The following is a 26,011-nucleotide window of genomic DNA, read 5'->3' on the forward strand; positions in this document are numbered from 1 at the left end:
GATTGGTAGCGACCTGCCCGATACTCAGCGTGAGAACGGGTGATTCGGTAGGGTGACCGCCACCGCCCCCGGGGGGACGCACGAAAGGGTAGGCCAGTGAATCTGCGAGCACCGGTGACATTGCTGGACGTGGCGCAGCGTGCGGGTGTGTCGGTCGCGACCGCCTCCCGTGTGCTGAACGGCGGGGACCGCGTGCCCCGTCCAGAGCTGCAGGAACGGGTCAAGGCCGCCGCCGTCGAGCTCGGCTACACGCCGAACGCGCAGGCGCAGGCGTTGGCCAAGTCGTCGACGAACCTGGTCGGCATCCTGGTCCACGACATCGAGGACCCGTACTTCGCCGCGATCGCGAACGGCGTGATGCGCGCCGCGGACGAGCGCAACCTGCTGGTGATGATGGCCAGCACGTTCCGTGACTCGGACCGGGAGATCGCCTACCTGTCGTCGTTGCGCGCGCAACGAGCCCGGGCCGCGGTGATGATCGGCAGCCGGCGGACCGACAGCGAGAGCCTGGCGCGGACGGCGAACGAGGTGGAGACCTTCCTCAACTCCGGCGCGGGTCTCGCCTTGGTCAGTCAGTCCGGGATGCCGGCGCATACCGTTGAACCTGACAACCGTTCGGGGTCGGCGGACCTGGCCCGCGAACTCGTCGGGCTCGGCTGGCGGAAGTTCGCCGTACTCGGTGGGCCGGAAAGTCTTGCGACCGCACGGGATCGGCGCGCCGGCTTCGTCGCGGGCCTGGCAGAGGCGGGGATGGAGCCGGTGGCTGTCGAGTCCGGCGACTTCACCCGCGACGGTGGGTACGCCGCCGCGGAGCAGTTGCTCGACCGCAAGGCCGACGTGGACTGCATGTTCGCGGTGAACGATGTGATGGCGGTCGGCGCGATGTCGGCGTTGCGTGCGCGTGGTGTCGACGTACCGGGCCAGCTGGGTGTCGCCGGGTTCGACGACATCGCGACGCTGCGGGACGTGTGGCCGGGGCTGACGACCGTACGGCTGCCGCTGGAGCAGATGGGCCGCCGCGCGCTGGAGCTCGCCATCGAGGGCGGCGACGCGACGACCGAGACGTTCAAGGCGGAAGTAGTACTGCGGGAGAGCACCGCCCGCGGCTGAAATATGCTCGCCGGGTGACCGTCTCCGAGATCTTCGACCCGTCGGCCTGGAAGCAGGTGGACGGCTTCGAGCTGACCGACATCACGTACCACCGCGCGGTCGACGCCGGTGTGGTGCGGATCGCCTTCAACCGGCCCGAGGTGCGCAACGCGTTCCGGCCGCAGACCGTCGACGAGCTGTACCGCGTGCTCGACCACGCCCGGATGTCCACCGACGTCGGCTGTGTGCTGCTCACCGGCAACGGCCCGTCACCGAAGGACGGCGGCTGGGCGTTCTGCTCGGGCGGCGACCAGCGGATCCGGGGGAAGGACGGTTACAAGTACGCCGAGGGTACGACGGCCGACTCCATCGACCCGGCGCGCGCGGGCCGGCTGCACATCCTCGAAGTACAACGGCTGATCCGCTTCATGTCGAAGGTCGTGATCTGTGTCGTTCCCGGCTGGGCTGCGGGTGGCGGGCACAGTCTGCACGTGGTCGCGGACCTCACGCTGGCGTCCGCGGAGCACGCGCGGTTCAAGCAGACGGATGCGGACGTGGCGTCCTTCGACGGCGGGTTCGGGTCGGCGTACCTGGCGCGGCAGGTCGGGCAGAAGTTCGCCCGCGAGATCTTCTTCCTCGGCGACGAGTACTCGGCCGAGGACGCGTACCGGATGGGCATGGTCAACAAGGTCGTTCCGCACGCCGAGCTTGAGGCCATGGCGTTGGAGTGGGGCAAGAAGATCTGCGCGAAGTCGCCGACCGCCCAGCGGATGCTGAAGTACGCGTTCAACATGATCGACGACGGGCTCGTCGGGCAGCAGTTGTTCGCCGGTGAGGCCACCCGCCTCGCCTACGGCACGGACGAGGCCGCTGAGGGCCGCGACGCCTTCCTGGAGAAGCGCTCCCCGGATTGGTCGCAGTACCCCTACGCCTTCTAACACTGTCCGGTGGTTAGTTAGCAGAAAAATATGCGCGAACTGATGACAGTTCGCGGTAAACGGCTTACGGTCGGGCGCTATGAACAATCTCTCCCGCCGTGGGTTGCTCGCTGGTGCCGGTGCAGTGGTCGTTGCCGGAGCCGTTGGTGTGCCCGCCTCCGCCAATCCGTTCACCCTGACTCCCACGCGGCGTTTCGCGCTCGACGGGCCGGGTGGCGAGGTGTTTCGCAGCAAGCCGCTGGCGGACGTGACGGTCATGCAGTCGATCGCCTTCGACAATGCGAACCAGCGGCTCTTCACCGGGCAGTTGCGGGCCGGATCGCCTTCTAACAGTGGTGATCTCACGCTGACGCAGCTCACGCTCGCCGGTGATGTTGTCGGGCACATGTACGTGAGCGGGTTCGGCCACGCGGTCTCGATCGGTGCGGAGACCGTCGGGCGTACGACGTACCTCTGGACCGAGACCGACGTGGACACGGCGAACGCGCGTGGCCGGCAGATCGCCCGCTTCCGTTGGCAGGACGGCGCGACGCTGACGAAGGACTCGCCGGGCCTGCGCAGTTGGAAGCCGGTCGCGGACGGTGCCGTGTTCACGCCGTCGGTGGATCAGCAGCACGGCCGGATCGGGATCCGGCACACGCTGGCCGACGGCTTCCACATCAACGTGTACTCGCTGGCCGCGGCGCGCGCCGGGGACTTCTCGCGGGTGCTCGCGTCGTTCAAACAGCCCGCGATGACAGCCGGCATCGACTTCCAGGGCTGGGCGCTCTACGGCTCGTACGTCTACCTGTGGGAAGGCGAGGCGTACGCCGGTACGCCCGATCCCGCGGTGGCGACGTCGAGGCTCTGGACGTACGACATCAACAAGGGCGAGGTCGTCGAGTCCGTGAAGATCGTGGACGGCGCCGACCTGGTCTACCGCGAAGCGGAAGGCCTTGGCGTGTACGTCGATCCCCTCGGCTGCCCGCGCCTGTGCTTCGGCTTCGCCTCCGGCGTGACGGGCGACCGCCGCGCCAACCTCTTCTACCGCAGCGCGCTCGTCTGATCGTCACCACACCTTGTACTGCCCGCCGAGTGTCCGCACCATGGTGCCAACGGCCGGGTCGACCTGGTCACGATCTCGTTGTGGGGCAACGACGCCAACGCATTCGTTGCCTCCTGCAACGGAAATGTCCAGTGCATCGTCCAGGGTGCGCCGGCCGCGATCGCACGCGTGGCGGGCAACCTGCGGGACATCCTGCAGACGCTCCGGACGGTTGCCCCAGACACCGAGCTGGTCGTGATCGGCGCGTACGACGTCCACCTCGGAGCCTTCGCGCTGACCGGCCCCATCTTCCGCGCGCTCAAGCAGGCGATGAGCGAGGCGGCCCGGTCGGCGCGCGCGACCTACGTCGACCCGATGCCGGCCTTCGACGCCGACGACGGTACGGCGCTGTGCACGTACACCCTGCTGTGCCGGGACGGCGACGCACACCCCTCCGACGCCGGGTACGCCGTACTGGCCGACCTCGCGGAAGCCGCTCTCGACTGACCTAGTGAGCGACGCCGTACAGGCGGTCGCCGGCGTCGCCCAGGCCGGGGACGATGTAGCCCTTTTCGTTCAGGTGGGAGTCCATGCCGGCGATGACGAGGTTGCACGGTACGTCGAGGTGGGTGAGTTCGTTCTCGACGCGTTTGACGCCCTCGGGGGCGGCGAGGAGGCAGATGGCGGTGATGTGGTCGGCGCCGCGGTCCACCAGGAACTGGATCGCTGCCGCGAGTGTGCCGCCGGTGGCGAGCATCGGGTCCAGGACGTAGCACTGGCGTCCGGACAGGTCCTCGGGAAGGCGTTCGGCGTACGTCGACGCGGTCAGGGTCTCCTCGTTGCGGACCATGCCGAGGAAACCGACCTCCGCGGTCGGGAGCAGCCGGGTCATCCCCTCGAGCATGCCGAGACCGGCGCGCAGGATCGGGACGACGAGCGGCTTCGGCGCGGCGAGCTTCACGCCCTGTGCTGCCGCGACCGGGGTCTGCACCGTGACCGGACCGGTGCGCACGTCCCGGGTCGCCTCGTAGGCGAGCAGCGTGACGAGCTCGTCCGTCAGCCGCCGGAACGTGGGTGAGTCCGTGTGCTCGTCGCGCAGCGCGGTGAGCTTGTGGGCGACGAGCGGGTGGTCCACGACGAGGATCTGCATAAGGCCGAACGGTACCGTCGGCGATTCGCGGCGGGAAAGCGCGCTCGCTGTCAGACTTGAAACTGCATTGGATTCGCCCTGTTCGCCCACCAGGGAGTAGTTCGATGACCGAGAAGACGCCCGAGCAGCTCGACCGGCTGCGCCGCCGTGCCGCCTTTCTGCGCGAGCTCGACGAGATGCGCGCGCTCCGCGACCGGATCGCGCCCCGGCGGGCCCGCGTCCGGCAGTTGCGCGAGGCGATGCGCAGAGCGACGTACCATCACTGACCGTTGACCGGTGTTGGCGCATCTGATATCGGCTTGAGATCGCCGGGACGCCGCAGACCTGCGACGATGATGCGGTGTCTGATGCCACGGTTACCGACCTGGACTTCGCGGTCGCTGCGTATACCGAGGACGGGAACTGGACCGTCACGCCGCTGGTACTGCGCGGTGAGCCCGATCTGTCCGCGTTGGTGTCCGCGCTCCTCAGGTATCCCGGTGAGGCCGGGGTGCTCGGCATGGTGTCGGTCGACGAGGACTTCTTCGTCCTGGTCCGGGTGCTGGGCGGTCGCGCCCGGCTGCTGATCTCCGACGTGACCGCCGCGACCGAGTGGCCGCTGGCCCGGCAGGTCGTGGACGAGCTCGACATCCCGCTGGCCGATGACGACGACGAGCAGGTGCCGGCCGGCGACCTGACGATCATCGCCGACCTCGGGATGAGCGCGATGGACCTCGGCGCGCTCTGCGACGACGTCGATCTCTATCCCGAGGAGATGCTCGAGGAGATCGCCGAGACCCTTGGCTTCGGCAACCAGTTCCACGACGCGATCGAAGCCGTTGGCTAGCCCGATCCTGCGGCAGGCGTGGTCGCGGTTGATGACGCTGGCCCTCGAGGAGGCGGAGCGGGCGTTGCCCGACGTACCGATCGGGGCCCTCGTGGTGGACGAGAGTGGCGAGATCATCGGGCGCGGACACAACGAGCGCGAGGCGACCGGCGATCCGACCGCGCACGCCGAGGTGCTCGCGATCCGCGACGCGGCCCGGCACGTCGGCGAGTGGCGGCTGACCGGCTGCACGTTGGTGGTCACGCTGGAGCCGTGCACGATGTGCGCCGGGGCGATCGTGCTGTCCCGGCTGGACCGGCTGATCTTCGCGGCGTACGACGAGAAAGCCGGCGCGGTGGGGTCGCTCTGGGACGTCGTACGGGACCGCCGGCTCAACCATCGGCCGGAGGTCGTCGGCGGCGTGATGGCCGACGAGGCCGGTGCCCGGCTCCGCGATTTCTTCATCGGCCACAGACCTTGATATTGTCCTCGGCGGTGGCGTGTCCGAGCGGCCGAAGGAGCGCGCCTCGAAAGCGCGTGACGGGCAACCCCCGTCCGAGGGTTCAAATCCCTCCGCCACCGCCAACCGCCCTCCGGGGCGGCCAGATAGGCCGGAGACCCTGATGCTGTGTGATGCGTCAGGGTTTTCGTCTCTCTGGACCTGACTCGGGACGCTCGACGAGAGGGCCCCTATGGATGTTGCGGAGCTCGACGGGATTCTGCTCGCGGGCGCGGCGATTCTGCTGGTCGCCGTGGTCGCGGTGCGGTTCTCCGCGCGGATCGGGCTCCCGTCGCTGCTGATCTACCTCGGGATGGGACTGCTCCTGGGGGAGTCGGGTCCGGGGCACATCCACTTCGAGGATGCGCAGCTGGCGCATGCGCTCGGGTTCGCGGCACTGGTGGTGATCCTGACCGAGGGCGGTCTGACGACCCGGTGGAACGAAGTACGGCCGGTCATGCCACTCGGGCTCGTGCTGGCGACGGTTGGGGTTGCGGTCAGCGTCGGTGTCGTCGCCTGTGTGGCGCATTTCGTCCTGGGGCTGAGCTGGCAGCTGTCGGTGCTACTCGGGGCCGTCACGTCGCCGACTGACGCGGCGGCCGTGTTCTCGGTGCTCAGACGGGTGCCGATCCGTCCAAGGCTGCGTGGGGCGCTGGAGGCGGAGTCCGGTCTGAACGACGCTCCGACCGTGCTGCTGGTGACGCTCGTCAGCACCGGCGAGGTCGGCGAGAAGGGCCTGCTGTGGTTCAGCGGCATGGTCGTCTACGAGTTGGTGGTCGGCGCGTTGTTCGGTCTGCTGATCGGGTGGGTGAGCGTCGGGCTGATCCGCCGTATGGCGCTCGGATCCGCCGGCCTGTATCCGCTCGCGGTGCTCTCCGTGGCGTTCATCTCGTACGCCGGTGGCTCGGTGCTGCTCCACGTGTCGGGGTTCGCGGCCGTGTACGTGACGTCGCTCGTGCTGGGACGGGCGGAGCTGCCGCACCGGATAGCGACCCGGTCGTTCGTCGACGGGATCGCCTGGCTCGCGCAGATCGGGTTGTTCGTGATGCTCGGGCTGCTGGCGTCGCCGGGGCGGTTCCGGTGGGACGACGTACTGGTCGCCCTCGTGATCGGCGTCGCGGTGACGGTCGTCGGGCGGTTCGCGTCGGTGGCGATCTCGGCGGCGCCGTTCCGGTTGTCGTGGCGAGAGCGGACGTTCATCTCCTGGGCGGGCCTGCGCGGCGCGGTGCCGATCGTGCTCGCGACCATCCCGCTCGCCGAGCAGGTGCCGCAGGCGCAGCGGATCTTCGACGTGGTGTTCGTGCTGGTGCTGCTGTTCACGCTGCTGCAGGGGCCGTCGTTGCCGTGGCTGGCGAAGCGGCTGAACGTGCTCGACGAGAACGCGGCGCACGAGGTGGACATCGATGTGGCGCCGCTGGAGTCGCTCGGCGCGGACATGCTCCAGGTGCATGTGCCGAGCAAGTCGCGGCTGGCCGGGGTCGAGATCACTGAGCTGCGGCTACCGCCCGGTGTCTCGGTGGCGCTGGTGATCCGCGGCGAACGAGCCTTCGTCCCGGATCGCAATACCGTGCTCCGGGCCGACGACAACCTGCTCGTGGTCGCGCCCAGCCCGGTCCGCGAACAGACCGTCCGCCGCCTCCGCGCGGTCTCCCGAGCCGGCCGCCTGGCCGGCTGGTTCGGTGAACGAGGCCGCGAGAACAGTTAGTTGGGGTTCTGGCCCGACGGGATCGGCTGCGGGCTGTGGATGACCGGGAGGCAGACCGTGGCGCCAGGGGCGACCGTGACCGACGGGATGCCCTTGAGCTTCACGGAGCCGAAACCGGCGCCGATGACCAGGTCGACGGTGTGGTCGGTGCGACCGTCGGCGATCATGACCGCCTTCTGGTTCAGCTGACCCGCGACCAGGAGCATCTCGGGCGCGTCGGCCGCGGCACCGCGCAGCGCCACCACGTCGACCTTGTCGCCCTTGGGCTCGTTCGCGACCTTGTCGATGTTGAACCCGCGCTGCTTGAGCGCCTCGGCCACCCGGCCGGCCGAGCCCGCGCGGGCGCCGCCGTTGTAGACGTTCAGCACGACCTGCTTCGGAACCAGACGGTTGTTCGTCAGCTTCTGCTCGGTGCAGGTCGGCTCGGCGCTGCTGTTCACCAGCGAGTTCCAGCCCCACCAGCCCCCACCGGCGAGGATCCCCAGCAAGATCACCATCGTGATCGGCGTACGCCACCGGATCCGCGAGTGCGGTCTCGGTTGCGTATGTATCGCTGTCATTTGCTCCACCCCCCGTGAGCGGCAGCCATTGGTCAGTCCACTACCAGTACCCGTGCGTGCAGGACTTGACGCTGCTGCAGCGCCGCGCGCAGCGCGCGGTGCAGGCCGTCTTCGAGGTACATGTCGCCCTTCCACTCCACCACGTGCGCGAACAGATCGCCGTAGAAAGTCGAGTCCTCGTCGAGCAGCGCGTTCAGGTCCAAAGTGCCCTTCGTCGTGACGAGTTCGTCCAGCCGCACCTGCCTGGGCGGCAGCGAAGACCAGTCCTTCGGCCGCAGCCCATGGTCCGGGTACGGCTTGTCGTCCCCGACACGCTTGAAGATCACCCCCCGAAGTCTAGCGGTGTCAAAGGTCCCACGAGGAGGTCATGAATGTCACCGGAATAGTCCGGTGCGCGGACTCAACCTTTCGGTGCCGTTGGACGTCCCACAGGAACAGGGAACAGTGAGCGCGGTTCCGCGCCCACGACCATGGGGGTGAACGGTATGCGAATTCTTCCGAAACTCGGCCTCGCGACCGCGGCGATCACGCTGATCGGGCTCGGTACGACGGCGCCGGCCGAGGCGATCACGGTCTCTCAGGTGAAGGCGGCCCAGACCCGTCTGAACGGTCTCGGCTGCACCTCCGGCCCCGTCGACGGCAAGGCCGGCGCGATGACCCAGGCGGCCACGGTCCGGTTCCAGTCCGCCAACGTCCTGAGCCAGACCGGTTCGCTGACCAGTACGACGTACGCGCGTCTGATGGCCTCGACCGCGAAAGGCTGTGACGTCCGCCCGGTGCCGGGCCGTTCGGGGACCGGGCGCCGGATCGTGATCAGCCAGACGCAGAACTGGGTGTGGCTGATCGACGCCCGTGGCAAGGTGGTCCGGCAGGGCGGGATCATCGACAACCCGACGTACCTGAAGGCCGGCACGTACACGAGCGGCTCGAAGTGCGGGCGAGCGGCGCGGGTACTGCGGAACACCGACGGCGGACGGCTCTACCTGAACCATTTCGTCCGGTTCGCACCGTGCGGGGTCGGGTTCCACCAGATCCCGACGTACAAGTCGAACGGGCAGCAGATCCACGCCGACTGGCTGCTCGGTACGAACTACCGGGCCTCGCACGGCTGCATCCGGGTCTCGGCCTCGATGTCGGTCGCCATCTGGTCCTTCGCGGCCGGCGCGACGCGTGTGGTCGTGATGCGGTGACAACGGAGGGCTAGCATTCGAGCGGGCAAGTCCGTCAACCGGGGAAAGGCGCGCTCAGATGGCCGAGAAAGCCGACGTCGTGGAGACCGTGAAGCAGGGGTACGCGTTCGAGGGGGCGGCGCTCGAGCTGGGCGCACTGCTGGTCGACGGTGAGCCGACACCGGACGCGGCGGTCCGGATTCCGCTGGGGATGATGAACCGGCACGGCCTGGTCGCGGGTGCTACCGGTACCGGTAAGACGAAGACGCTGCAGTTGATGGCCGAGCAGCTGTCGGCGGCCGGTGTCGCGGTGTTCGCCGCCGATATCAAGGGCGACCTGTCCGGCGTCTCGCAGCCGGGTGAGGGCAACGACAAGCTGCTGGCCCGGACCAAGTCGATCGGCCAGGACTGGACCGCGACCGGCTTCCCGACCGAGTTCTACGCGCTCGGCGGGCAGGGGGCGGGGATCCCGATCCGCGCAACGATCACGTCGTTCGGCCCGGTGCTGCTGTCCAAGGTGCTCGGGCTCAACGACGTCCAGGAGTCGTCGCTCGGGCTGATCTTCCACTACGCCGACAAGGCCGGGCTGACGCTGCTCGACCTCAAGGACCTGCGGGCCGTCATCACGCACCTCACGTCCGACGAGGGCAAGGGCGACCTGAAGGAGTTGGGCGGTCTGTCCGCGGCGACCGCGGGCGTGATCCTGCGGTCGTTGATCGGATTCGCGGACCAGGGCGCCGAGGCGTTCTTCGGCGAGCCGGAGTTCGACACCGCGGACCTGCTGCAGCAGCGCGACGGCAAGGGCGTCATCTCGCTGCTCGAGCTGCCGAACCTGCAGGACCGGCCGGCGTTGTTCTCGACCTTCCTGATGTGGCTGCTCGCCGACCTGTTCCACGACCTCCCCGAGGTCGGCGACGTGGACAAGCCGAAGCTGGTGTTCTTCTTCGACGAAGCACATCTGCTGTTCAACGACGCCTCGAAGGCGTTCCTGGACTCGATCGCGCAGACCGTCCGGCTGATCCGGTCGAAGGGCGTCGGCGTGTTCTTCGTGACCCAGACGCCGAAGGACGTGCCGGACGACGTACTGGCGCAGCTCGGTTCGCGGGTGCAGCACCAGTTGCGGGCGCACACGCCGAACGACGCGAAGGCGTTGAAGGCGACGGTGTCGACGTTCCCGAGTTCGTCGTACGACCTGGGTGAGGTGCTGACGCAGCTCGGGATCGGCGAGGCGATCGTGACCGTGATGAACGAGAAGGGCGCGCCGACCCCGGTCGCGTGGACCCGGCTCCGGGCGCCGCAGTCGCTGATGGCGCCGGCGTCCGCGGAGCAGCTGACCGCGACGGTGCAGGCGTCGGCGAACAACGCGAAGTACTCGCAGATGCTCGACCGCGAGTCGGCGTACGAGCTGCTTGCGGCGAAGGTGCAGGCCGGTGCCGCACAGGCCGAGGCCGAGAAGCAGCAGCAGGAGCAGGCCAGGCCGCAGGAGGAGTCGCGGCCGCGGGCGCAGAAGCAGGAGAAGTCGATGGTCGAGCAGGTCGTCGGGTCGTCCGCCTTCAAGCAGTTCGCCCGTTCGGCCGGCCGGGAGATCGTCCGCGGCCTGTTCGGCGCGGCCCGCCGCCGGCGCTGATTTCCCTTGCCCGCAAGGGAAAACCTGCGTTTGATTGTTGATCAAACGACTGAATTTCGAAGCATCGGCGATCGTTCTCAAGTCGTCATCCACAGCCGCGCCGACACCGATTGGGACCTGACGCCCGCACGCCGTACCGTGTGAAGGGATGGTTGCACAGAGTAGGCGAGCGATACGTTCCTGGGCGCTCTGGACCTTGACGGTCCCGGCGTTCGCCGTCGTCGTGCTCGTCGACCTGGCCGCGATCGGGTACGGCGTGCACGCGTTCACCGACCGCCCGAGCTGGCGCGGGCTGGACGTCGTGTTCGCGCTGACCGTCTCCGCGCTGATCTCCGTCGAGGGCGCCCGCCGGGTGGAGAGCCGGCGGCGGCGCGGCGGTGCACTGCACAAGGACTTCGCCCCGGCGTGGATGATCGCTGCGGCGCTCATCCTGCATCCGGCGCTGGCGATCCTGGTGGCGGTGCTGCTGCGGATCTGGTGGCGGATCCGGGCGGGCAAATGCATCCCGTACCGCTGGGCCTTCTCGACCGCCGTCCACGTCCTCGCGGTCGGCGCCGCGCACGCGGTCTTCGTCTCCGCGCGTGGCCTGACCGGCGACAGCGGCCTCGGCCTGGTCGTGTCGATGGTCGGCGGCGCGATCGCGTACGTCGTGACCGACACCCTGCTCTGCGGGCTCGCGATCTCGCTGATCATCCCGGGCAGCAACCGTCGCGAGACGGTCGGCGGCCTGGACGACCTGTGCACCGACGCGACCGCCGCCACCTTCGGCTGCCTGCTCGCGGCGGCCTGCCTGATCAGCCCGTGGTTCGCGTTCGTCGCGGTCCCGATCACGCTGACCGCGCAGCGCGCGCTGCTCCTCGGCCAGTTGGAGACCGAGGCCCAGACCGACCCGAAGACCAGCCTGACCCGGGTCGACTGGTGGCGCCGGCGGACCGAGCAGATGCTGCGCACCTCGCGGAACCAGCACGAGTCGATGGCGGTGCTGCTGATCGACATCGACCACTTCAAGCAGGTCAACGACCGGCACGGGCACCTGGTCGGCGACGAGGCGCTGCGCGCGGTCGCGACGATCCTGCGCAGCGCGATCCGGGCGAAGGACGTGATCGGCCGGTTCGGCGGCGAGGAGTTCGTGATCGCGCTCCCGGACACCGGTCTCGACGAGGCGACGGTGACCGCCGATCGGCTCCGCAACGCGGTCGCCAACAGCCCGCTGGCCGCGATGTGCGCCGGCGTACTCGACGACCCGGACCTGGACCCGGACACCTTCCGCCTGACTGTCAGCGTCGGCGTCGCGGTCTACCCGACCGACGGAGCGACCGTCGACGACCTGCTGCTCCGCGCCGACCGCGCGATGTACGCCGCGAAGGACGCCGGCCGGAACCGCGTGCGGCTTGCCGCGGACACCGTCCCGTTGCCCCGGCTGACCGCGTCGACGCAATTCTCGGAACAGACAGAACCTTTGGCGCCCGCTCAGCGTCCTGTGAGGTGAGGACGGCAGGACGGAGCGCACATGGCGGCAACGGGGAGTCGTGACGACGACTTCACGGCGTTCGTGCTGGCCAGATCCGCGCGGTTGGTGCACTTCGCGCGGGTGCTCTGTGGTGACGCCGGCCTCGCGGAAGATCTCGTGCAGACCGCGCTGGAGAAGGCGTACCTGCGCTGGGACCGGATCGAGATGGCCGACCCGTTCGCGTACGTCCGGCAGGCGGTGGTCAACCAGCACCTGTCCTGGGTACGGCGCCGGCCGTGGCGTGAGCGTCCCAGTGGCGACGCGGCGGAGCTCGACCTGCTTCTCGAAGCGGACGTCGATCCGAGCGGTGGGGTCCATCGGCGAGTGGCGGTCGGGGCCGCGCTCGCCACGCTGAGCCGGCGCGAGCGAGCGGTCGTCGTACTGCGGTACGTCGAAGACCTGACCGAACGCGAGACCGCGGCGGTCCTCGGGGTGGCGATCGGGACGGTGAAGAGCGCGAACGCGCGAGCCCTGGACAAGCTGCGGGCCGCGCCGGAGCTGAGCGGTGTGGGGGAGCGAGCATGAACGACGAGCGCGGGACGCCGGACGAGGAGCAGCTCCGGATCGTGCTGGCACCGGACGACTCCATTGCGCCGCTCGATCCGGCGCGGGTGATCGCTGGTGCGCGTCGGCGGCGGGTCCGGGGGCGGGTTGCTGCGGCCGGGGCTTCGGTTGCGGTTGTCGCTGTGGTTGCGGTCGCGGGAATCGCGGGCAGTGGGCAGCTGCGGGGCGACGTACCGCAGCCTGCGAACCCTGGTCCGTCGGCGACGGTCCGGCCTACGACTCCTTCTCCGACTCGCATGACTCCGACCACACCTGAGCCGACGCCGACGATGCCGCCTACCAGGCCGCCTGGGACGCCGACTGCGCGACCTACGAGTACTCCGAGTCTGACTGCGCCTGTGCGGCCGCCTGGGCGTACGCCATCCGGGTTGCCTACTCCGTCCAGTCCCACCCGCGCCCCGGGCTGAGTCCGGCAGAACCTTTTCGCTACCCGGCTGCGTCCTTCAGCCCGACCGAACATCAAAAGGTGCGGAGGGCAACAATGGACGAGGTAGGCCGGAAGCGGCGGATGACCCGGATACTGCTGAGCGGGCTCGCGGCCGCGGCGGTGGTGGGCGTCGCAGTCGCTGGTACGGCGATGGCGCGCAGCGGCAACTCAGCCGCCGACACAACCGCCCAAGGCGGACCAGCCGCGTCGACACCAACCACCTTGGCAGCAACCCCAACCGCAGCCACCCCGAGCGAGGTCGCAACCCCGACCCGCTCGCCATCGGCACGACCGGTCCCCCCGACCCTCCCACCAACCCCGACCCCCACCTGCGGCCCAACCGCGACACCGAGTCTCCCCCCGACCGCGACACCAACGCGGCGGCCGGTTCCCACGCCTACCCGCGCGCCGAGGGATTCTTCGTGCGCGACGCCGACGGTGTCGCCGACGCGGCCTCCGCGTGCGGTGCGGCCGACGCCGACTGTGCCGGGCACGCCGTCTGTCGCGCCGACCCGGACACCTGAGCCGACCGCGACGCCGTCGCAGCCGCCGACCGTCCCGTCGCGCGGTAAGTAGGGGCGGACCTCAGTCACTCACCAAGGGGATGGCCGCACGCCTACCGAGCAGTCGGTGAGCGTGCGGCCGTGGTGTTGGTGAGTGGCTGAGGTTCAGCAGGCGCCGAAGCTACCGGCTGACACCCACGCCTTCGCGACGTACATGCCGGCGTTGACCCGCAGCCACACATTGCTCGTGCCCTGCGACCCGGTGACGCTCTGCCCGGTCGTCTGGCACTCGACAGTGACCTGAGCCGACTTGCCGGCCATCCCGACGACCGCCCCGGTCGAGTTCGGCGCATTCCGCACGTTCAAGTACCCGGACGAGATCGACACCGTCCCGCGCCCGCCATCGCCGGTCCACAGGTACGTGACGTCGACCCACGAGTTGTCGGCCAGCTTCAGCGCGTCCCAGAACACGCCGTCCGCGAGGTCGATCCCCGCCGGGTTGGCGACGGTCCGGCCGAACTGATCCTTCCCGCCGTTGTAGCCGTCCTGGTACGCCGCCTGCGCTTCGGGCTTGCCCTGCGGCAGGTCCTTCCACATCTCGCGGGTCGCGCTCGGGTTCCAGTAGTCGTCCTTGGTGTTCCACGGGCCGACGTCCCACACCGGCTCGAACGCGCAGCGCGAGGCGGTGCAGACCTTCACCGAGTACGTGCCGGATCCGGCGCTGGACAGACCGCGCCGTGACGGTAGGGCGACGAAGTGGTCCCGGCTCACGATCACGTGGCCGTTGGCCGTCGTACCGCCGACCAGACCTTCACGCGTGGCGAAGACGTGCGACTTGAGCGGTGCCGCTTGGACCGTCATCCGCGGTACGCCGGCCTGGTCCGTGGGCTGCACCGTGACATCGCCGACCCACGGGCTCGCGCCGGTCGACGGTGCGCTGACGATGATGCGGACCTGGACCTGGTCGCTCGCGCCGGGCAGTGCGGTCGGCGTACCCGCTTTGGCGGCCGTCCACTCGGACCACCTGTTGTTGACCCACGACCGTACGTCGACCTCCGCCGACGAACCGTCCGGCGTACCGGAGGTGTAGCCGACGACAACGGCGGACGTGGGATCCGCGAACCGGACCGGCGTGAGCTCGGCCAGGCCGGAGCGTTGTTTGATCTCGGTCGATCCGATCGCGGCCGGGGCGTCGCCGAGGATGATGCGGCTGCCGTCGACCTTGACGTTGCTGGATCCGGCGACGGGCTGGGCCGCTACCGAGACCGGATCCGGTACTGCGGCGGTGCTGGGCAAGGTTGCCGTAAAGATCGCGGCGGTCATCGCCAGACAGGCGGTGAGCGCGGTTGTACGGGTGATACGCATGGGCGGAACCTCCGGGGCGGTGAAGGCTTGAGCACCCAATGTGACTCACAAACACCTCTTCTGCATAGCCCGTGAATAAATTTCTCGTGACTGCGCAGAACCCGATCGATCACCCAGCGGGTTTGGACCGGTGTGACAGAGGCTGAGGAGAATCGATGACCCGGACCGCGGACGCCGACTTCGAGCGATTCGTCGTGGCGCAGTCGACCCCCTTGCTCCGCTTCGCGGAGATGCTGTGCGGCGATCGGCACACCGCCGAGGACCTGGTGCAGCAGGCGTTGATGCGGTCCTATCCGAAGTGGCACCGGCTGGAGGGCGACCCGTTGCGGTACGTCCGGCGGGTGCTGGTCAACCGATTCCTCTCCCAGGCCCGCCGGCGCTGGAACAACGAAGTACCCAGCGACCCGGTGCAGAACGATTGGGACCAGCGAGCGGTGGCGGACTTCGCCGGGGCGGTTCAGACCAGGGAGGCCGTGCTCTCGGCCCTCAGCGGTCTGACCGTCCGGGAGAGAGCCGTGGTCGCGCTGCGCTACTCGCAGGATCTCTCCGAGGCCGAGACCGCCGAGCTGCTCGGCATGGCGGCCGGGACCGTGAAGAGCACGGCCTCCCGGGCGCTGGCCAAGTTGCGTCTGGCACCCGACCTGATCGATACCGGAGTTGGAGGAAACTGATGAGTGACGAGCAGCGGGTACACGACGCGCTCACGTACGAGATGGAGCCGTGGCAGCCGGACGCCGGCGACCTGATGCGGCGCGGCAAGCGGCTGAGCTGGCTGCGCCGGGGACTGGCCGCGGCGGGTGTCACCGCACTGGCCGGAACCGTTGCGACGGTGTCCGCCGCGGTCGGCGGACCGGCCCTGCCGGTGAAGAACCTGCTGGCCGGTGGCGGAAAGCCTCCGGTGCCGGCGGTGATTCCGGCGGGTACGCCGACGGCGCCGTCGGTGGACCCGACGTGTCTGCCGCAGAAGCCGGAGAAGCCGCAGTTGCCCAAGGCGACGGTCTCGGTGCACAAGACCATCGACCCGAACAACCCGCCGAAGCCGACCGTGCCGGGCAAGCCCAGCCTGCCGACGGCGAAGCCGACGCTGCCTGGCAAGCCGAGCCTTCCGACCACCCCGCCGTCGCTGCCTGGTAAGCCGCAGGTTCCGACGACCAAGCCGACGTTGCCGACGCCGAGCTGGCCGACCGACAAGCCGACTCTGCCGACGGCCAAGCCGACGCTCCCGGGAACGCCGACCGTGCCGACCGCCAAGCCGACGCTGCCGACGAAGCCGTCGCTACCAACGACGAAGCCGACCCTGCCAGGGAAGCCCACCCTGCCGACGAAGCCGTCGCTCCCGACGACGAAGCCGAGCCTTCCGTCGGCCAAGCCGGTCCCGACGCCGACGGTGCCGGACTGCGTGGACGGCGTACCGACCACGAAGCCGACCGCTCCGAAGCCGTCGCTGCCGACGGTGCCGGGCAAGCCGACCACCAAGCCGACTGTACCGTCCCTGCCGACGGTTACGGTCTCCGGTGGCGTCAAGGTGACCGTCGACCCGGGCAAGCCGCAGACCACGCAGCCGACGCTCCCGAGCAAGCCGTCGATTCCGACGACCAAGCCGACGTTCCCGACCCCGTCCGAGAAGCCCAGCATCCCGACGCCGAGCCTCCCGACGACCTTCCCCACCGGCCAACCCTCCTCCGGCCGGTAGGGCACCCCGCCACCGGCGAGTAGGTCACGCAGCCCTACTCGCCGGTGGCACCATCCACGAGTTCGCGGGCCACGTCCAGGTGGCCCGCGTGCCGTGCGTATTCCTGTAAGACGTGGAACAGGATCCAGTTCAGCGTCGGCCGATCGTCGGTCCCGAAGCGTCCACCCGCCGCCGCGATCGCCGCCGGATCCTCACCGGCGACCACGCTCCGGGTGAACTCGCCGCCCGCGTGCAGTTGGGCCAGCAGGCCTTCCAGGGTGTCGTTGGACTCGAGCGTCCAGGGGCTGTCCGGCTCGTCCGCGGAGTCGCCCCACGGATGGTCGACGGGTTCACCGATGAAGCCCCAGCGCAGCCAGCGGCGCTCCATGAAGACCAGGTGTTTCAGCAGTTCCAGCGGTGTCCATCCCGACGGTAGGCGACTGCTGCGCAGCTCGGTGTCGCTGAGCCCGATGAGCTTCTTCTCGATGATGCTGCGGTAGCGATCGAGGTACTGCAGATGCAGTTCGATCGTGTCGGCGAGGTCGCGCGGGGGCTTCATGACAGTGCCCGCAGGTATTTGGCGGTTGCGTCGTCGGCTGGGTAGAAGGACTCGATCATGAGTTCCGAGACCGTGACGTCGAGCGGTGTGCCGAAGGTCGCGATTGTGGTCAGGAGCGACAGTTCGCGGCCGTCGTGGGTGAGGTTGAACGGTACGACGACCTCGGCCGGCCCGGGTGGTGCCGGCATGTCGTTGACGGCGTACGTGCGAAGTTCGTCGTACAGGTCCTGGAGTTCGGGATCCGCGGTGCCGGCGACCTGTCGTTGCAGGCTCGCGAGCGCGGCGGAGCGGACCTCGGCGATGTTGGCGATCCGCCGGGCCAGGCCGTCCGGGTGCAGGGTCAGGCGGAGCGCGTTGATCGGTGCCTGTAGCAACTTCTCGTCGACGTCCGTGGTGAAGATCGCGATCCCGGCGTTCGCCTCGACGATGTTCCACCACCGGTCGACGACCAGCGCCGGATAGGGCTCGTGGGCCTTCAGCAGGCGGCGCAGCGTCGTACGGATCGCGAGCATCGACGGCGAGTGCAGCGATGCCTCGCTGTAGATCGGCGCGAACCCGCCGGCCAGCAGCAACTGGTTCCGGTCCCGGAGCGGTACGTCGAGATGCTCGGCCAGCCGCATCACCATCTCGCGACTCGGCTTCGACCGCCCGGTCTCCACGAAACTCACGTGCCGCGTGGACACCTCGACCCGGTTCGCCAGCTCGAGCTGACTGAGCCGCCGGCGCTCCCGCCAGCCGCGCAGAAGCTCACCGACAGGGCGCTGGAACGTCTCCTCGATCGTCGCTGCCATGTTCCGACCGTAGCGGGTCGCGTAGACATCACCATTACCTCTGAGGTCATCGACGGTACGCCGGGACTGGCGGCAAGGTTCTGGTCATCGCAACCGATCGAGGAGGAAACACCATGAACGCAACGACTCTCGCAGACCAGTACTTCGCGATGTGGAACGCCGCCGACGCCGACCGCCGCGCCGAGCTCATCGCCGCGACCTGGACCGACGACGCGACCTTCCAGGACCCGAGCTTCGAGACCACCGGCCACGACGAGCTGAACAAGCTGGTCGGCGCTGCGCAGCAGATGTTCCCGGGGCTGTCGTTCGTCCGCATCGGCGACATCGACGAGCACCACAACTACCTGCGCTGGACCTGGCACCTGAAGGCCGAGGGGCAGGACGCAGTCGCCGGCGGCACGGACATCGTCGTGCTCGACGCCGACGGCAAGATCCAGAAGCTGATCGGCTTCCACGACTTCGCCCCGGCGCACTGAGGCATCCACCTTCCGGCTGATTCTGGATCGCCGATCGGCGGATGCGAGGTGCTTCGTCCGCCGCCTAGGTTGGCGGGCATGTGGAAATCGTTGACAGCGGCATCGATAGTGGGGTCCTTGCTTGCGGCCGCCGTTCCGGTGAGTACGGCGGCCGCCGCGGGGACCCTGGACTGGAAGGCCTGCAAACCCGGCGCGGCCGAGCAATGCGCCACGCTGACCGTGCCGCTGGACTGGTCGAAACCGGCCGGTCCGACCACGAACGTGTACGTCGCCAAGGTCCCGGCGAAGGATCAGAAACACAAGCTCGGCGCGCTGTTCTTCAATCCGGGCGGGCCGGGTGGCGCGGGCGGCTCGATCTTCGCGGCGGGCCTTGCGGATGCAGTGCTGCCGCAGTACCGGGACCGGTATGACCTGGTCAGCTTCGACCCGCGCGGGACCGGGAGCAGCAGTCAGCTCGACTGCGGTCCGGTGCTGCGTCGCGGCGTACCGGTGTTCCCGAAGTCCAAGGCGCAGTACGACGCTTTGGTGGCGTCGAGTCGGGCTACTGGTGAGCAATGCCTGAAGCAGCACGGCGACCTGATGCGGAACCTGGACACGCGGACGGTCGCGCGCGACATGGACGCGATCCGGGCGGCGCTCGGCGAGTCGAAGTTCAACTACATCGGGCTGTCGTACGGGTCGTACCTGGGCACGTTGTACGCGCAGCAGTTCCCGCAGCGCGTCGGCCGGATGGTGCTCGACGGGATTCTCGATCACAAGCAGGGCCCGCTGCGGCTCATGCTCGACGAGGCGAAGGAGATGGAGGCCGGCTTCAACCGCTTCGCCGCGTGGTGCACGAAGGACACGTCGTGCGCCCTGCACGGGCAGGACGTCGGCGCGGTCTGGGATGCGACCGTGCGCAAGGCCGACAAGACCCCGCTGACCGGTCCGCACGGTCCGGTGAACGGCGACGTACTCCGGATGGCGCTGCCGACTTTGTTGCCGTTGACATCAATGGTCTCGGACAACTGGCCGGTGCTCGCGACCGCGCTGGCGAAGGCGGCGAAGGACGACGGCACCGACTTCGCGAACGTCAGCTACGTGGGTGATCCCGAGACTGCGTACGCCGCCGTGTCCTGCATGGATCTACCGGGTGAGCTGCGTGGGTACGCCGATGCGCGCGCCCGGCTCGCGCTCGCCAAGGCCGTCGCGCCGCGGGTCGGTGGTGCGGTCGAGGCCTGGGCAATCACGGCCGCCTGCGCCGGATGGCCGATCCCGCCGAGCAACCCGTGGGGTGCAACGCCGGTGCACGGTACGCCGCCGATCCTGATCACGTCGACGCTGCACGACCCGTCGACGCCGATCACCAACGCGCGCAGCCTGGCGCGGCAGATCGACAACAGCCGGCTGCTGACCGCCGACGTCTACGGACACACGGCGTACTTCAACTCGGCCTGCGCGCGGGACCGGATCGCCGACTACCTGCTGGACGGGAGGCTGCCCGCCAAGAGCTGTTAATTCGGTGGAAGGTGCTCGCCGGACGTGCGCAGGATGGAACATGCTCACTACCGAAGAGCTGGACGTTTTCGAGCGCGACGGGATCGTGAAGATCCCGTCCGCGTTCACCTCCGACGAGGCCGCGGGGATGCGGGACGTGCTCTGGAACGAGCTGTCCGCGCGGCACGACATGGATCGCGACGATCGTTCGACCTGGACGCCGTTGCGACCGACCGGTCTGAAGACCACCAAGCTCGATCGACGCGCCCACGCGATTCTCGGCCCGCGGGTGCGGTCGGTGCTCGACGGGTTGCTCGGCGAATGGGTCGAGCCGAAGCACCAGGGACAGGTGCTGGTCACGATGCCGGAGGGCGTGCCGTGGGCCGTGCCGTATCAGCAATGGCACACGGACGTCGGATTCGAGAGCGAGACCGGAGCTGTGAAGATCTGGGCGTTGTACGGCGATGTCGAGCCGGGTGGCGGCGGGACTCCGCAGGTCGCGGGCTCGCACAAGGTGATCGAGCGGTTCTTGACCACGACGGACGAGCGCGAGTTCAAGACGGTTCGCGAGCAGGTGCTGCGGTCGGATCCGTGGTTCCGCAACCTGACGTCGGAGCAGCGCACGGTGGACCCGATGGAGCCGACCGATCTCGACGGGCTCCCGGTCCGCGTCGTCGAGCTCACCGGTCAGGCCGGCGACGTGTACCTGACCCATCCGTGGATCCTGCACTCGATCGCACCGAACGCGGCCGACACCCCTCGGATGATGCGCAGCCGGTTCATCTGGGCTGCGTCGTCTAGGACAGGTCAGTGACCAATCGCGCGCACCGCACCGGGTCCTCGGTCAATCCAACGCCGAGTCCGTACAACCAGTAGTCCACGGTCCGCCACAGCACCCAGTCACGCGCCCGGTCCCGATCGAGACCCGCTTCCCGGACCGCGATGTCGAAGTACCGGACGATGTCGTCCATCTTGTCGAGGTCCCACCACAGGACCCGGCCGAGGTCGTACTCGATGTCCCCGCGGAACAGCACCGGGTCGACGGTCAGCCACTCCTCCCGTTGCCCGGCGAGCACCTGACCGGAGTGGAAGTCGCCGTTGACCGCGAGCGTCGAGGTGGTCTCGGACGGCGCGACGTCGAGCGCCTCGCGCAGGATCGCGGCGTCGAACGGCCGGCCGAGTCGCTCCCACTCGGGCTCCAGCTGCGCCGATCGCGTGGTCACGATGTCCGCGGTCGATCGCGCGTCGTCCGGCGCGGGTACGGCGAGTCTGCGCATCAGCTGCCCGAGTACGGCGACCGCCTCGTCGACCGGCCGGGTCGTCAACGGTGTGGACAACCGCTCCAGCAACATCGCGCCGGCCTCGACGTCGACGTCGTACAGCTGGGCCATGCCCCGACCTGCCCACCATCGGAGCGCCCAGGTCTGCTCTGCCACCTCCGCTCCGGGCGGCGACATCCGCAGTACGAACTCCTCACCGCCGCGCGTCACCGGTACGACGACCGCGTTCGACCCGTGTGCAACCGCTCCCACCACGGTCAGATCCCACCGTTGGCACTGCCGCTCGACTGCCATCGGGAGGTCCCGGAGCCAGTCCGCGCCCTCGGTCCACCACCGTGGCATCCGCAGGAACTCCTCGGGCAACTCGATCATCCGGTCACCGTAGCCGGGGCAACCCGGGGCATTCATCCGATTTGCAAATGCCCTCCCCGGCGGGGCGATCGAGGATCATGATGTTGGGCATGGGCGGAGAGGTTGACCAGGACGGGTTGCAGTTCGACGCGGGGGTTTCCCGGCAGATCGAGGCGGTCTACACCACATCTGACGTGGTTGAGCAACGGCGGGCGGTGCGGGCGGCGCTGGCGTTGCGGCCCGGCGACCGGGTGCTGGATGTCGGTTTCGGGCCGGGACTGCTGGCCGCGGAGATGGCCGGCGAGGTGGGGCCGAACGGGCGGATCTGCGGGATCGACGTCAGCGAGAGCATGCTGGCGATCGCCCGGACCCGCGCCGACGTCCCTGGCGGACCGGGCCTCGAGCTCGAACTCGGCTCGGTCGCGCGGATCCCGCACCCGGCGGAGAGCTTCGACGTGGTGGTGTCCACGCAGGTCTTCGAGTACGTCGACGACGTCGTGGCCGCGCTGGACGAGGTACGACGCGTGCTCCGGCCGGCGGGTCGCGTCGTACTGCTGGACACGGACTGGGGTTCGGTGGTGTGGCGATCGAGCGACGAGGAGCGGATGGCGCGGGTGCTGACCGCGTTCGAGGATCATCTGGCGGATCCGCATCTGCCCCGGACGTTGGCCGACGTACTGGCGAAGACCGGTTTCACCCCGACGCATCAGCAGGTGGTGCCGATCCTCAACACGGCGTACGACCAGCACACGTACAGCGGCGGCTTAATCGACATCGTGTCCGATTTCGTCCCCGGTCATGCCGGCGTGACGCAGGAGGAGGCGCGGGCCTGGGCTGACGATCTGCGCGGTCTCGGCACGAGCTACTTCTTCAGCCTGAACAGGTACTTGTTCGTCGCGTCGGCGCTCTGAGTTTCGGACCCCGGCGGGCGCATCCTGGGAGAGACACACCCGCCGGGCCGGTCGTTCTCCCGCCCCTCAGTGGGAGAACTCGCGGCTCGGTGAACACCACCCATGCCCGAATGGCACTGACCGAACCGCGGGACCACCTACAGGTACCCCACTTCGCGGTTTCGCACACACCCCGGCACGCGGTTCGGACGGAAAACTTCACATTCCTCAAACCTTCGCCGGTAGTACCTGACCTGACAGCGGCCTAGGCTGGTTCGCGATTTTCGCGCACCCGGGGTCGGTGCGCGGATGCCCAGGGGGAAGGAACAGCAATGCCGGAAGTGTTCGACGAAGAGTTGACCGAAGAGCAGCTGGACGAACTGGAGGCGCTCGGCGCGGCCGAGGACGCGGAGCGGATCCTCGGGGCCGAGGCCGGTGGGAAAGATGCCTGAGGCAAGGATTTCCTGGCGCGGCTTCACGATGAACAAGCGCACCGTGGCGATGGCCGAGGCCGCGGAGCAGCTGTACCACTCGAAGTTCGCGATCCTGCAGGGGTCGTACAACGCCGGCGGCGTGGACGCCTCCGCCGGCACTCACGACGGCGGCGGCGCGGTCGACGTCGACGTACGGACGAAGAGCGCCGCGCAGCGGGTCGCGGTGGTGAAGGCGCTCCGGCAGGTCGGGTTCGCCGCCTGGTTACGGACGCCCGCGCAGGGCAACTGGCCGTACCACGTGCACGCGATCGCGGTCGGCGACAAGGACCTGTCCCGCGGCGCCGCGCATCAGGTGGCGGAGTACCACCGGAAGCGGAACGGGCTGGCCAACCGCGGCCCGGACGACGGACCGCCCGGGTACTACGGGATGACCTGGGAGCTGTACCTGAAGGCACACCCGCCGAAGGAGCCGGTGCCGGACTCGACGATCTCGCTGGCCGCGATGGAGCACGCGCGGACGCACGACGCCATGACCGGCGTGTGGGGCGCGGACCGGGCCCGGGTGATCGCCTGGGCGGCGCACCCGCGGGTCGGTGCGATCACGAAGGCCGAGACGGTGCCGCCGGCCGGCGTACCTTGGCACCTGCATTTCCAGCGGGTGATCCGGAAGGTGCAGCTGCACTTCAAGCTCGAGGTGACCGGGATCTTCAACACCGCGGTCGCCGGGGTGATGAAGCGGTACGGGTACAAGATCGTCGCTTGACGGTGCTTGGCCAGGTACGGCGCTTGAGCATGCACAAGGCCCCACCGGTAGCAGCCGGTGGGGCCTTGGTGGTCCACTACCGCCCGGGCATCCCCGGTGCAGCTGTGGAGGTGGAGAGCGGAACCGACGCCGATGCAGGGGTCAAGACGTCAGCTCCGCTTGCCTGTGTGGAGTTATCTCGAGTCGGCCGCCCAGACGTGCGCCTGGTGGAACTCGAGGTGCTGCCGCATCGCCGCCGGAGTGTCGCCGGGGCTGCCGAACCCGAGGTGGTTCATGGTCGGTACGACGACAGCGTGGACGTCGGACCGCTTCACCTCGTCGAGCAGTGCGTGGAATGCCGCGGACTCGGCCGAATCGCGCTCGGTGTAGACGGTTCCGAGGGTGAACCCCTCGGCGCTGGCGAAGGCGACGAGTGAATCGGTCGCCGCGGCCAGCTCCTCGGCGCAACTCAGCGCGTCGGCCCGTACGTACCCGAGCAGCGTCGGCCGGGTAGTCATCGCTCTGCGTCCACCAGCACCGGCTCGCTCGTCACCCGGAGGGACGCGAACCGGCGGCGCATGGCTTCCTCGTACTGCACTGCCTGCTCCGCCATGGCGGTGTGATCCGCGATCGGGTGAGCGCCGAACCAGACCCGCACGCGACGGTGCGTTGTGGGGGTCTCCAGCGTCTCGGTCATCGCAGTTCCTTCGGCAGTCTCGATCGTCGGCCGAACGGCTTTGTCCGGCGTTGAGATAAAGAACACCTCACCGACGGGCACCTTCGGAACACTTTGGTAGGGACCTTTACAGAGGCCTAACGCAGAGTAGGGAAACCCTACGAACGCGCAGGTCAACGCCCTCTCAGCCGGATCGTCAGGCGGACCGGAAACTCTGTCAAGAATGTTTGCAGCTATTTGCAGATAACGATTCGGCGTCGCGAATTGTTCGACCGCCAAAGGAATCTGGATATCCTACTAACTGTTTGCACCGGTCCGCTCACGCACCGGAATGCAAGCCACCACAACACCGAGCACAGCGGCCGCCAGAGGTACCGCGAGTCCGGTGCGGAATTCGCCGGCGGTCAGCTCGTCGCCCGCCGCCAGAACCGCCGCCACTGCGGCCAGCCCGAGTGCGGATCCGAACTGGAACGACGTCGTCAGTACGCCGCTCGCCAGTCCCTGCTCGTCCTCGGCGACTCGCTCGGTCGCAGCGATCGTCAACGGCCCATAGGCGAGCGCGAACGCGAGGCCGAGCAGCAGGAACGCCGGAAGCATCGCCGCGAACTTCGTTCCCAGCGGCAGGAATGCCGTGTAGGCGAAGGCGGCCAGCACGAACCCGCCCAACACCACGCGGCCGTTGCCGAATCGGGTCACCAGCCATGGCGTGAGGGTCGGGGCGAGTACGGCGTCGATGCCGATCACCATGAGGGCTAGTCCGGTTTCCAGTTCGGACCAGGCAAGCAATTCCTGCAGATAGAGCACGGCGATGAACTGGAACCCGACGAACGATCCGACCAGGAGGATCGCGCCGAGATTCGCACGGATCAGGGCGGGGTTCCGCAAGAGTCCGAGCCTGATCAGCGGCGTGGTGACCCGCCGCTCGATCGTCACGAAGGCCCCAAGCAACATCAGCCCGGCAGCAGCAGTTGCCACTGTCTGTGCCGCCGGTACGTCGGGCGCCCGCACTACCGTTGCCACTAGCAACAACATCGAACCGGTCAGAGTGAAGGCCCCGGCCAGGTCGAAGCCCGCTTCTTGTTTGGCCCTAATGGTGTCCCGGGGGATCAGCGCGACGGCGCCGGCCAGGATCACGGCCGAGACGATCACCGGCGCGAAGAACACCCATCGCCAGTCGATCGCGGTGAGCAGTCCGCCCGTGACCATGCCCAGCGAGAATCCGCCGGCCGCGGTCCCGGCGTACACCAGCAAGGCCTTGTTGCGTTGTGGTCCCTCTGGGTAGGTCGTCGTGATGATCGACAAGCCGGCCGGAGTCATGAACGCGGCCGCGATCCCGGTGACGAAGCGGGCCAGGATCAGTACCCAGCCTTCGGTGGCAAACCCTCCGAGGCCGCTGAACAGCAGGAACACCACCAGCCAGCCGACGAACATCCGGCGCCGGCCGAGCAGGTCGGCGGCGCGGCCGCCGAGCAGCACGAACCCGCCGTAGCTCAGGGCGTAGGCGCTGACGATCCATTGCAGTTCGCCGGTGGTCAGGCCGAGCTCGGCCCGGATGGAGGGCAGGGCGACGCCCATCATCGAGACGTCGATGCCTTCCAGGAAGATCGCGCCGCAGAGAACGAACAGAACGGCCCAGGCGCGGCCGGTCAGCCGCTCCGGGGTGACGGTTGATGACACGTGAGACTCCCTCTCATGGTTACCTCTTGTAACTGACCCCATCATCAGGAAC

The 26,011-nt window shown here is 68.7% G+C and carries 31 protein-coding genes and 1 tRNA gene; 21 read left to right on the forward strand and 11 right to left on the reverse strand.

Features of this window, described 5'->3' with window-relative positions; translation table 11 throughout:
* Positions 1-96 precede the first annotated feature (96 nt).
* The 4 genes from EV649_RS29315 (at position 97) to EV649_RS29330 (ending at position 3,558) form a co-directional block, all read left to right on the forward strand.
* The gene (locus EV649_RS29315; protein WP_130386833.1) at positions 97-1,110 is read left to right on the forward strand and encodes a LacI family DNA-binding transcriptional regulator; all 1,014 of its coding nucleotides are present in this window, start codon (positions 97-99) and stop codon (positions 1,108-1,110) included.
* Positions 1,111-1,124: 14 nt separating this feature from the next.
* Positions 1,125-2,027 carry a 1,4-dihydroxy-2-naphthoyl-CoA synthase gene (locus tag EV649_RS29320; protein WP_198682756.1) on the forward strand — a complete coding sequence of 301 codons (903 nt, stop codon included), beginning with the start codon at positions 1,125-1,127 and terminating at the stop codon, positions 2,025-2,027.
* Positions 2,028-2,106: 79 nt separating this feature from the next.
* Entirely contained in the window at positions 2,107-3,072 is a 966-nt protein-coding gene (locus EV649_RS29325) for a teichoic acid biosynthesis protein C (RefSeq protein ID WP_130386834.1), read from the forward strand.
* A 63-nt stretch (positions 3,073-3,135) separates the two neighbouring features.
* The gene (locus EV649_RS29330) at positions 3,136-3,558 is read left to right on the forward strand and encodes an SGNH/GDSL hydrolase family protein (RefSeq protein ID WP_277875714.1); all 423 of its coding nucleotides are present in this window, start codon (positions 3,136-3,138) and stop codon (positions 3,556-3,558) included.
* 1 nt (position 3,559) lies between these two features.
* Here the strand turns inward: EV649_RS29330 and upp are convergent, their stop codons facing one another.
* Entirely contained in the window at positions 3,560-4,201 is a 642-nt protein-coding gene (gene upp, locus EV649_RS29335) for a uracil phosphoribosyltransferase (RefSeq protein ID WP_130386836.1), read from the reverse strand.
* A gap of 104 nt (positions 4,202-4,305) precedes the next feature.
* Between upp and EV649_RS41280 the strand changes: the two genes are divergently transcribed.
* The 5 genes from EV649_RS41280 (at position 4,306) to EV649_RS29355 (ending at position 7,210) form a co-directional block, all read left to right on the forward strand.
* Positions 4,306-4,467: a hypothetical protein gene (locus tag EV649_RS41280; protein ID WP_166679932.1), complete on the forward strand. Its 162-nt coding sequence runs from the start codon at positions 4,306-4,308 to the stop codon at positions 4,465-4,467.
* Positions 4,468-4,541: 74 nt separating this feature from the next.
* Entirely contained in the window at positions 4,542-5,027 is a 486-nt protein-coding gene (locus EV649_RS29340) for a tRNA adenosine deaminase-associated protein (RefSeq protein WP_130386837.1), read from the forward strand.
* Positions 5,028-5,058: 31 nt separating this feature from the next.
* The gene (locus tag EV649_RS29345) at positions 5,059-5,487 is read left to right on the forward strand and encodes a nucleoside deaminase (RefSeq protein ID WP_130387184.1); all 429 of its coding nucleotides are present in this window, start codon (positions 5,059-5,061) and stop codon (positions 5,485-5,487) included.
* Positions 5,488-5,500: 13 nt separating this feature from the next.
* Positions 5,501-5,591, forward strand: a tRNA-Ser gene (locus EV649_RS29350).
* A gap of 107 nt (positions 5,592-5,698) precedes the next feature.
* Positions 5,699-7,210, forward strand: a complete 1,512-nt coding sequence (locus EV649_RS29355) for a potassium/proton antiporter (RefSeq protein ID WP_130386838.1) — start codon at positions 5,699-5,701, stop codon at positions 7,208-7,210.
* Here EV649_RS29355 and EV649_RS29360 read toward each other — a convergent pair.
* On the reverse strand, positions 7,207-7,770 hold the full coding sequence (locus tag EV649_RS29360; protein WP_130386839.1) for a LytR C-terminal domain-containing protein: 564 nt from the start codon (positions 7,768-7,770) through the stop codon (positions 7,207-7,209). The genes EV649_RS29355 and EV649_RS29360 overlap by 4 nt on opposite strands.
* Before the next feature lie 32 nt (positions 7,771-7,802).
* Positions 7,803-8,096, reverse strand: coding sequence for a type II toxin-antitoxin system VapB family antitoxin (locus EV649_RS29365; protein WP_130386840.1), 294 nt, complete (start codon positions 8,094-8,096; stop codon positions 7,803-7,805).
* Positions 8,097-8,255: 159 nt separating this feature from the next.
* Here EV649_RS29365 and EV649_RS29370 point away from each other — a divergent pair, with 159 nt between their 5' ends.
* The 5 genes from EV649_RS29370 (at position 8,256) to EV649_RS29390 (ending at position 13,047) form a co-directional block, all read left to right on the forward strand.
* Positions 8,256-8,960, forward strand: a complete 705-nt coding sequence (locus EV649_RS29370; RefSeq protein WP_130386841.1) for a L,D-transpeptidase family protein — start codon at positions 8,256-8,258, stop codon at positions 8,958-8,960.
* A 58-nt stretch (positions 8,961-9,018) separates the two neighbouring features.
* A complete protein-coding gene (locus EV649_RS29375) occupies positions 9,019-10,566 on the forward strand; it encodes a helicase HerA-like domain-containing protein (protein ID WP_130386842.1) in 1,548 nt (515 codons plus the stop codon).
* Positions 10,567-10,714: 148 nt separating this feature from the next.
* On the forward strand, positions 10,715-12,055 hold the full coding sequence (locus EV649_RS29380; RefSeq protein ID WP_130386843.1) for a GGDEF domain-containing protein: 1,341 nt from the start codon (positions 10,715-10,717) through the stop codon (positions 12,053-12,055).
* A 21-nt stretch (positions 12,056-12,076) separates the two neighbouring features.
* Entirely contained in the window at positions 12,077-12,601 is a 525-nt protein-coding gene (locus EV649_RS29385; protein WP_130386844.1) for a SigE family RNA polymerase sigma factor, read from the forward strand.
* Positions 12,598-13,047, forward strand: a complete 450-nt coding sequence (locus tag EV649_RS29390; protein WP_130386845.1) for a hypothetical protein — start codon at positions 12,598-12,600, stop codon at positions 13,045-13,047. Before EV649_RS29385 ends, EV649_RS29390 begins: the two co-directional genes overlap by 4 nt.
* Positions 13,048-13,099: 52 nt before the next feature.
* Here the strand turns inward: EV649_RS29390 and EV649_RS29395 are convergent, their stop codons facing one another.
* Both EV649_RS29395 and EV649_RS29400 read right to left on the reverse strand, forming a co-directional pair.
* The gene (locus EV649_RS29395; protein WP_130386846.1) at positions 13,100-13,660 is read right to left on the reverse strand and encodes a hypothetical protein; all 561 of its coding nucleotides are present in this window, start codon (positions 13,658-13,660) and stop codon (positions 13,100-13,102) included.
* 75 nt (positions 13,661-13,735) lie between these two features.
* Entirely contained in the window at positions 13,736-14,935 is a 1,200-nt protein-coding gene (locus EV649_RS29400) for a hypothetical protein (RefSeq protein WP_130386847.1), read from the reverse strand.
* Positions 14,936-15,090: 155 nt separating this feature from the next.
* Between EV649_RS29400 and EV649_RS29405 the strand changes: the two genes are divergently transcribed.
* Positions 15,091-15,606: a SigE family RNA polymerase sigma factor gene (locus EV649_RS29405; protein WP_130386848.1), complete on the forward strand. Its 516-nt coding sequence runs from the start codon at positions 15,091-15,093 to the stop codon at positions 15,604-15,606.
* The gene (locus EV649_RS29410) at positions 15,606-16,628 is read left to right on the forward strand and encodes a hypothetical protein (RefSeq protein WP_130386849.1); all 1,023 of its coding nucleotides are present in this window, start codon (positions 15,606-15,608) and stop codon (positions 16,626-16,628) included. Before EV649_RS29405 ends, EV649_RS29410 begins: the two co-directional genes overlap by 1 nt.
* Before the next feature lie 34 nt (positions 16,629-16,662).
* On the opposite strand, the gene EV649_RS29415 is transcribed toward EV649_RS29410, so the two are convergent.
* Together EV649_RS29415 and EV649_RS29420 are read right to left on the reverse strand one after the other, a co-directional pair.
* Entirely contained in the window at positions 16,663-17,166 is a 504-nt protein-coding gene (locus EV649_RS29415) for a DinB family protein (RefSeq protein WP_130386850.1), read from the reverse strand.
* Positions 17,163-17,957 carry a helix-turn-helix transcriptional regulator gene (locus EV649_RS29420; protein WP_130386851.1) on the reverse strand — a complete coding sequence of 265 codons (795 nt, stop codon included), beginning with the start codon at positions 17,955-17,957 and terminating at the stop codon, positions 17,163-17,165. The genes EV649_RS29415 and EV649_RS29420 overlap by 4 nt, the downstream gene beginning before the upstream one ends.
* Before the next feature lie 113 nt (positions 17,958-18,070).
* On the opposite strand from EV649_RS29420, the gene EV649_RS29425 reads away from it, so the two are divergent.
* From EV649_RS29425 to EV649_RS29435, 3 genes are all read left to right on the forward strand, one after another.
* Complete coding sequence (locus EV649_RS29425) at positions 18,071-18,433, forward strand: nuclear transport factor 2 family protein (protein WP_130386852.1); 363 nt, start codon at positions 18,071-18,073, stop codon at positions 18,431-18,433.
* A gap of 78 nt (positions 18,434-18,511) precedes the next feature.
* Positions 18,512-19,930, forward strand: coding sequence for an alpha/beta hydrolase (locus tag EV649_RS29430; protein WP_130386853.1), 1,419 nt, complete (start codon positions 18,512-18,514; stop codon positions 19,928-19,930).
* A gap of 40 nt (positions 19,931-19,970) precedes the next feature.
* A complete protein-coding gene (locus EV649_RS29435; RefSeq protein ID WP_130386854.1) occupies positions 19,971-20,723 on the forward strand; it encodes a phytanoyl-CoA dioxygenase family protein in 753 nt (250 codons plus the stop codon).
* Here the strand turns inward: EV649_RS29435 and EV649_RS29440 are convergent.
* Positions 20,707-21,561: an aminoglycoside phosphotransferase family protein gene (locus tag EV649_RS29440; RefSeq protein WP_130386855.1), complete on the reverse strand. Its 855-nt coding sequence runs from the start codon at positions 21,559-21,561 to the stop codon at positions 20,707-20,709. The two genes, EV649_RS29435 and EV649_RS29440, sit on opposite strands and share 17 nt — an antisense overlap.
* A gap of 89 nt (positions 21,562-21,650) precedes the next feature.
* On the opposite strand from EV649_RS29440, the gene EV649_RS29445 reads away from it, so the two are divergent.
* Positions 21,651-22,451, forward strand: coding sequence for a methyltransferase domain-containing protein (locus EV649_RS29445; protein WP_130386856.1), 801 nt, complete (start codon positions 21,651-21,653; stop codon positions 22,449-22,451).
* Between the two features lie 423 nt (positions 22,452-22,874).
* Positions 22,875-23,627 (forward strand): hypothetical protein, encoded by a 753-nt coding sequence (locus EV649_RS29450; RefSeq protein WP_130386857.1) that lies wholly within the window; start codon positions 22,875-22,877, stop codon positions 23,625-23,627.
* Positions 23,628-23,800: 173 nt separating this feature from the next.
* Here the strand turns inward: EV649_RS29450 and EV649_RS29455 are convergent, their stop codons facing one another.
* The 3 genes from EV649_RS29455 to EV649_RS29465 all read right to left on the reverse strand — a co-directional run bounded on the left by EV649_RS29455 (position 23,801) and on the right by EV649_RS29465 (position 25,959).
* A complete protein-coding gene (locus EV649_RS29455; RefSeq protein ID WP_130386858.1) occupies positions 23,801-24,124 on the reverse strand; it encodes a hypothetical protein in 324 nt (107 codons plus the stop codon).
* A complete protein-coding gene (locus EV649_RS29460; RefSeq protein ID WP_130386859.1) occupies positions 24,121-24,303 on the reverse strand; it encodes a hypothetical protein in 183 nt (60 codons plus the stop codon). The genes EV649_RS29455 and EV649_RS29460 overlap by 4 nt, the downstream gene beginning before the upstream one ends.
* 276 nt (positions 24,304-24,579) lie before the next feature.
* On the reverse strand, positions 24,580-25,959 hold the full coding sequence (locus tag EV649_RS29465) for an MFS transporter (protein WP_198682757.1): 1,380 nt from the start codon (positions 25,957-25,959) through the stop codon (positions 24,580-24,582).
* Positions 25,960-26,011: the final 52 nt, after the last annotated feature.

The organism is Kribbella sp. VKM Ac-2569, assembly GCF_004216905.1.
Classification (GTDB): Bacteria; Actinomycetota; Actinomycetes; order Propionibacteriales; family Kribbellaceae; genus Kribbella.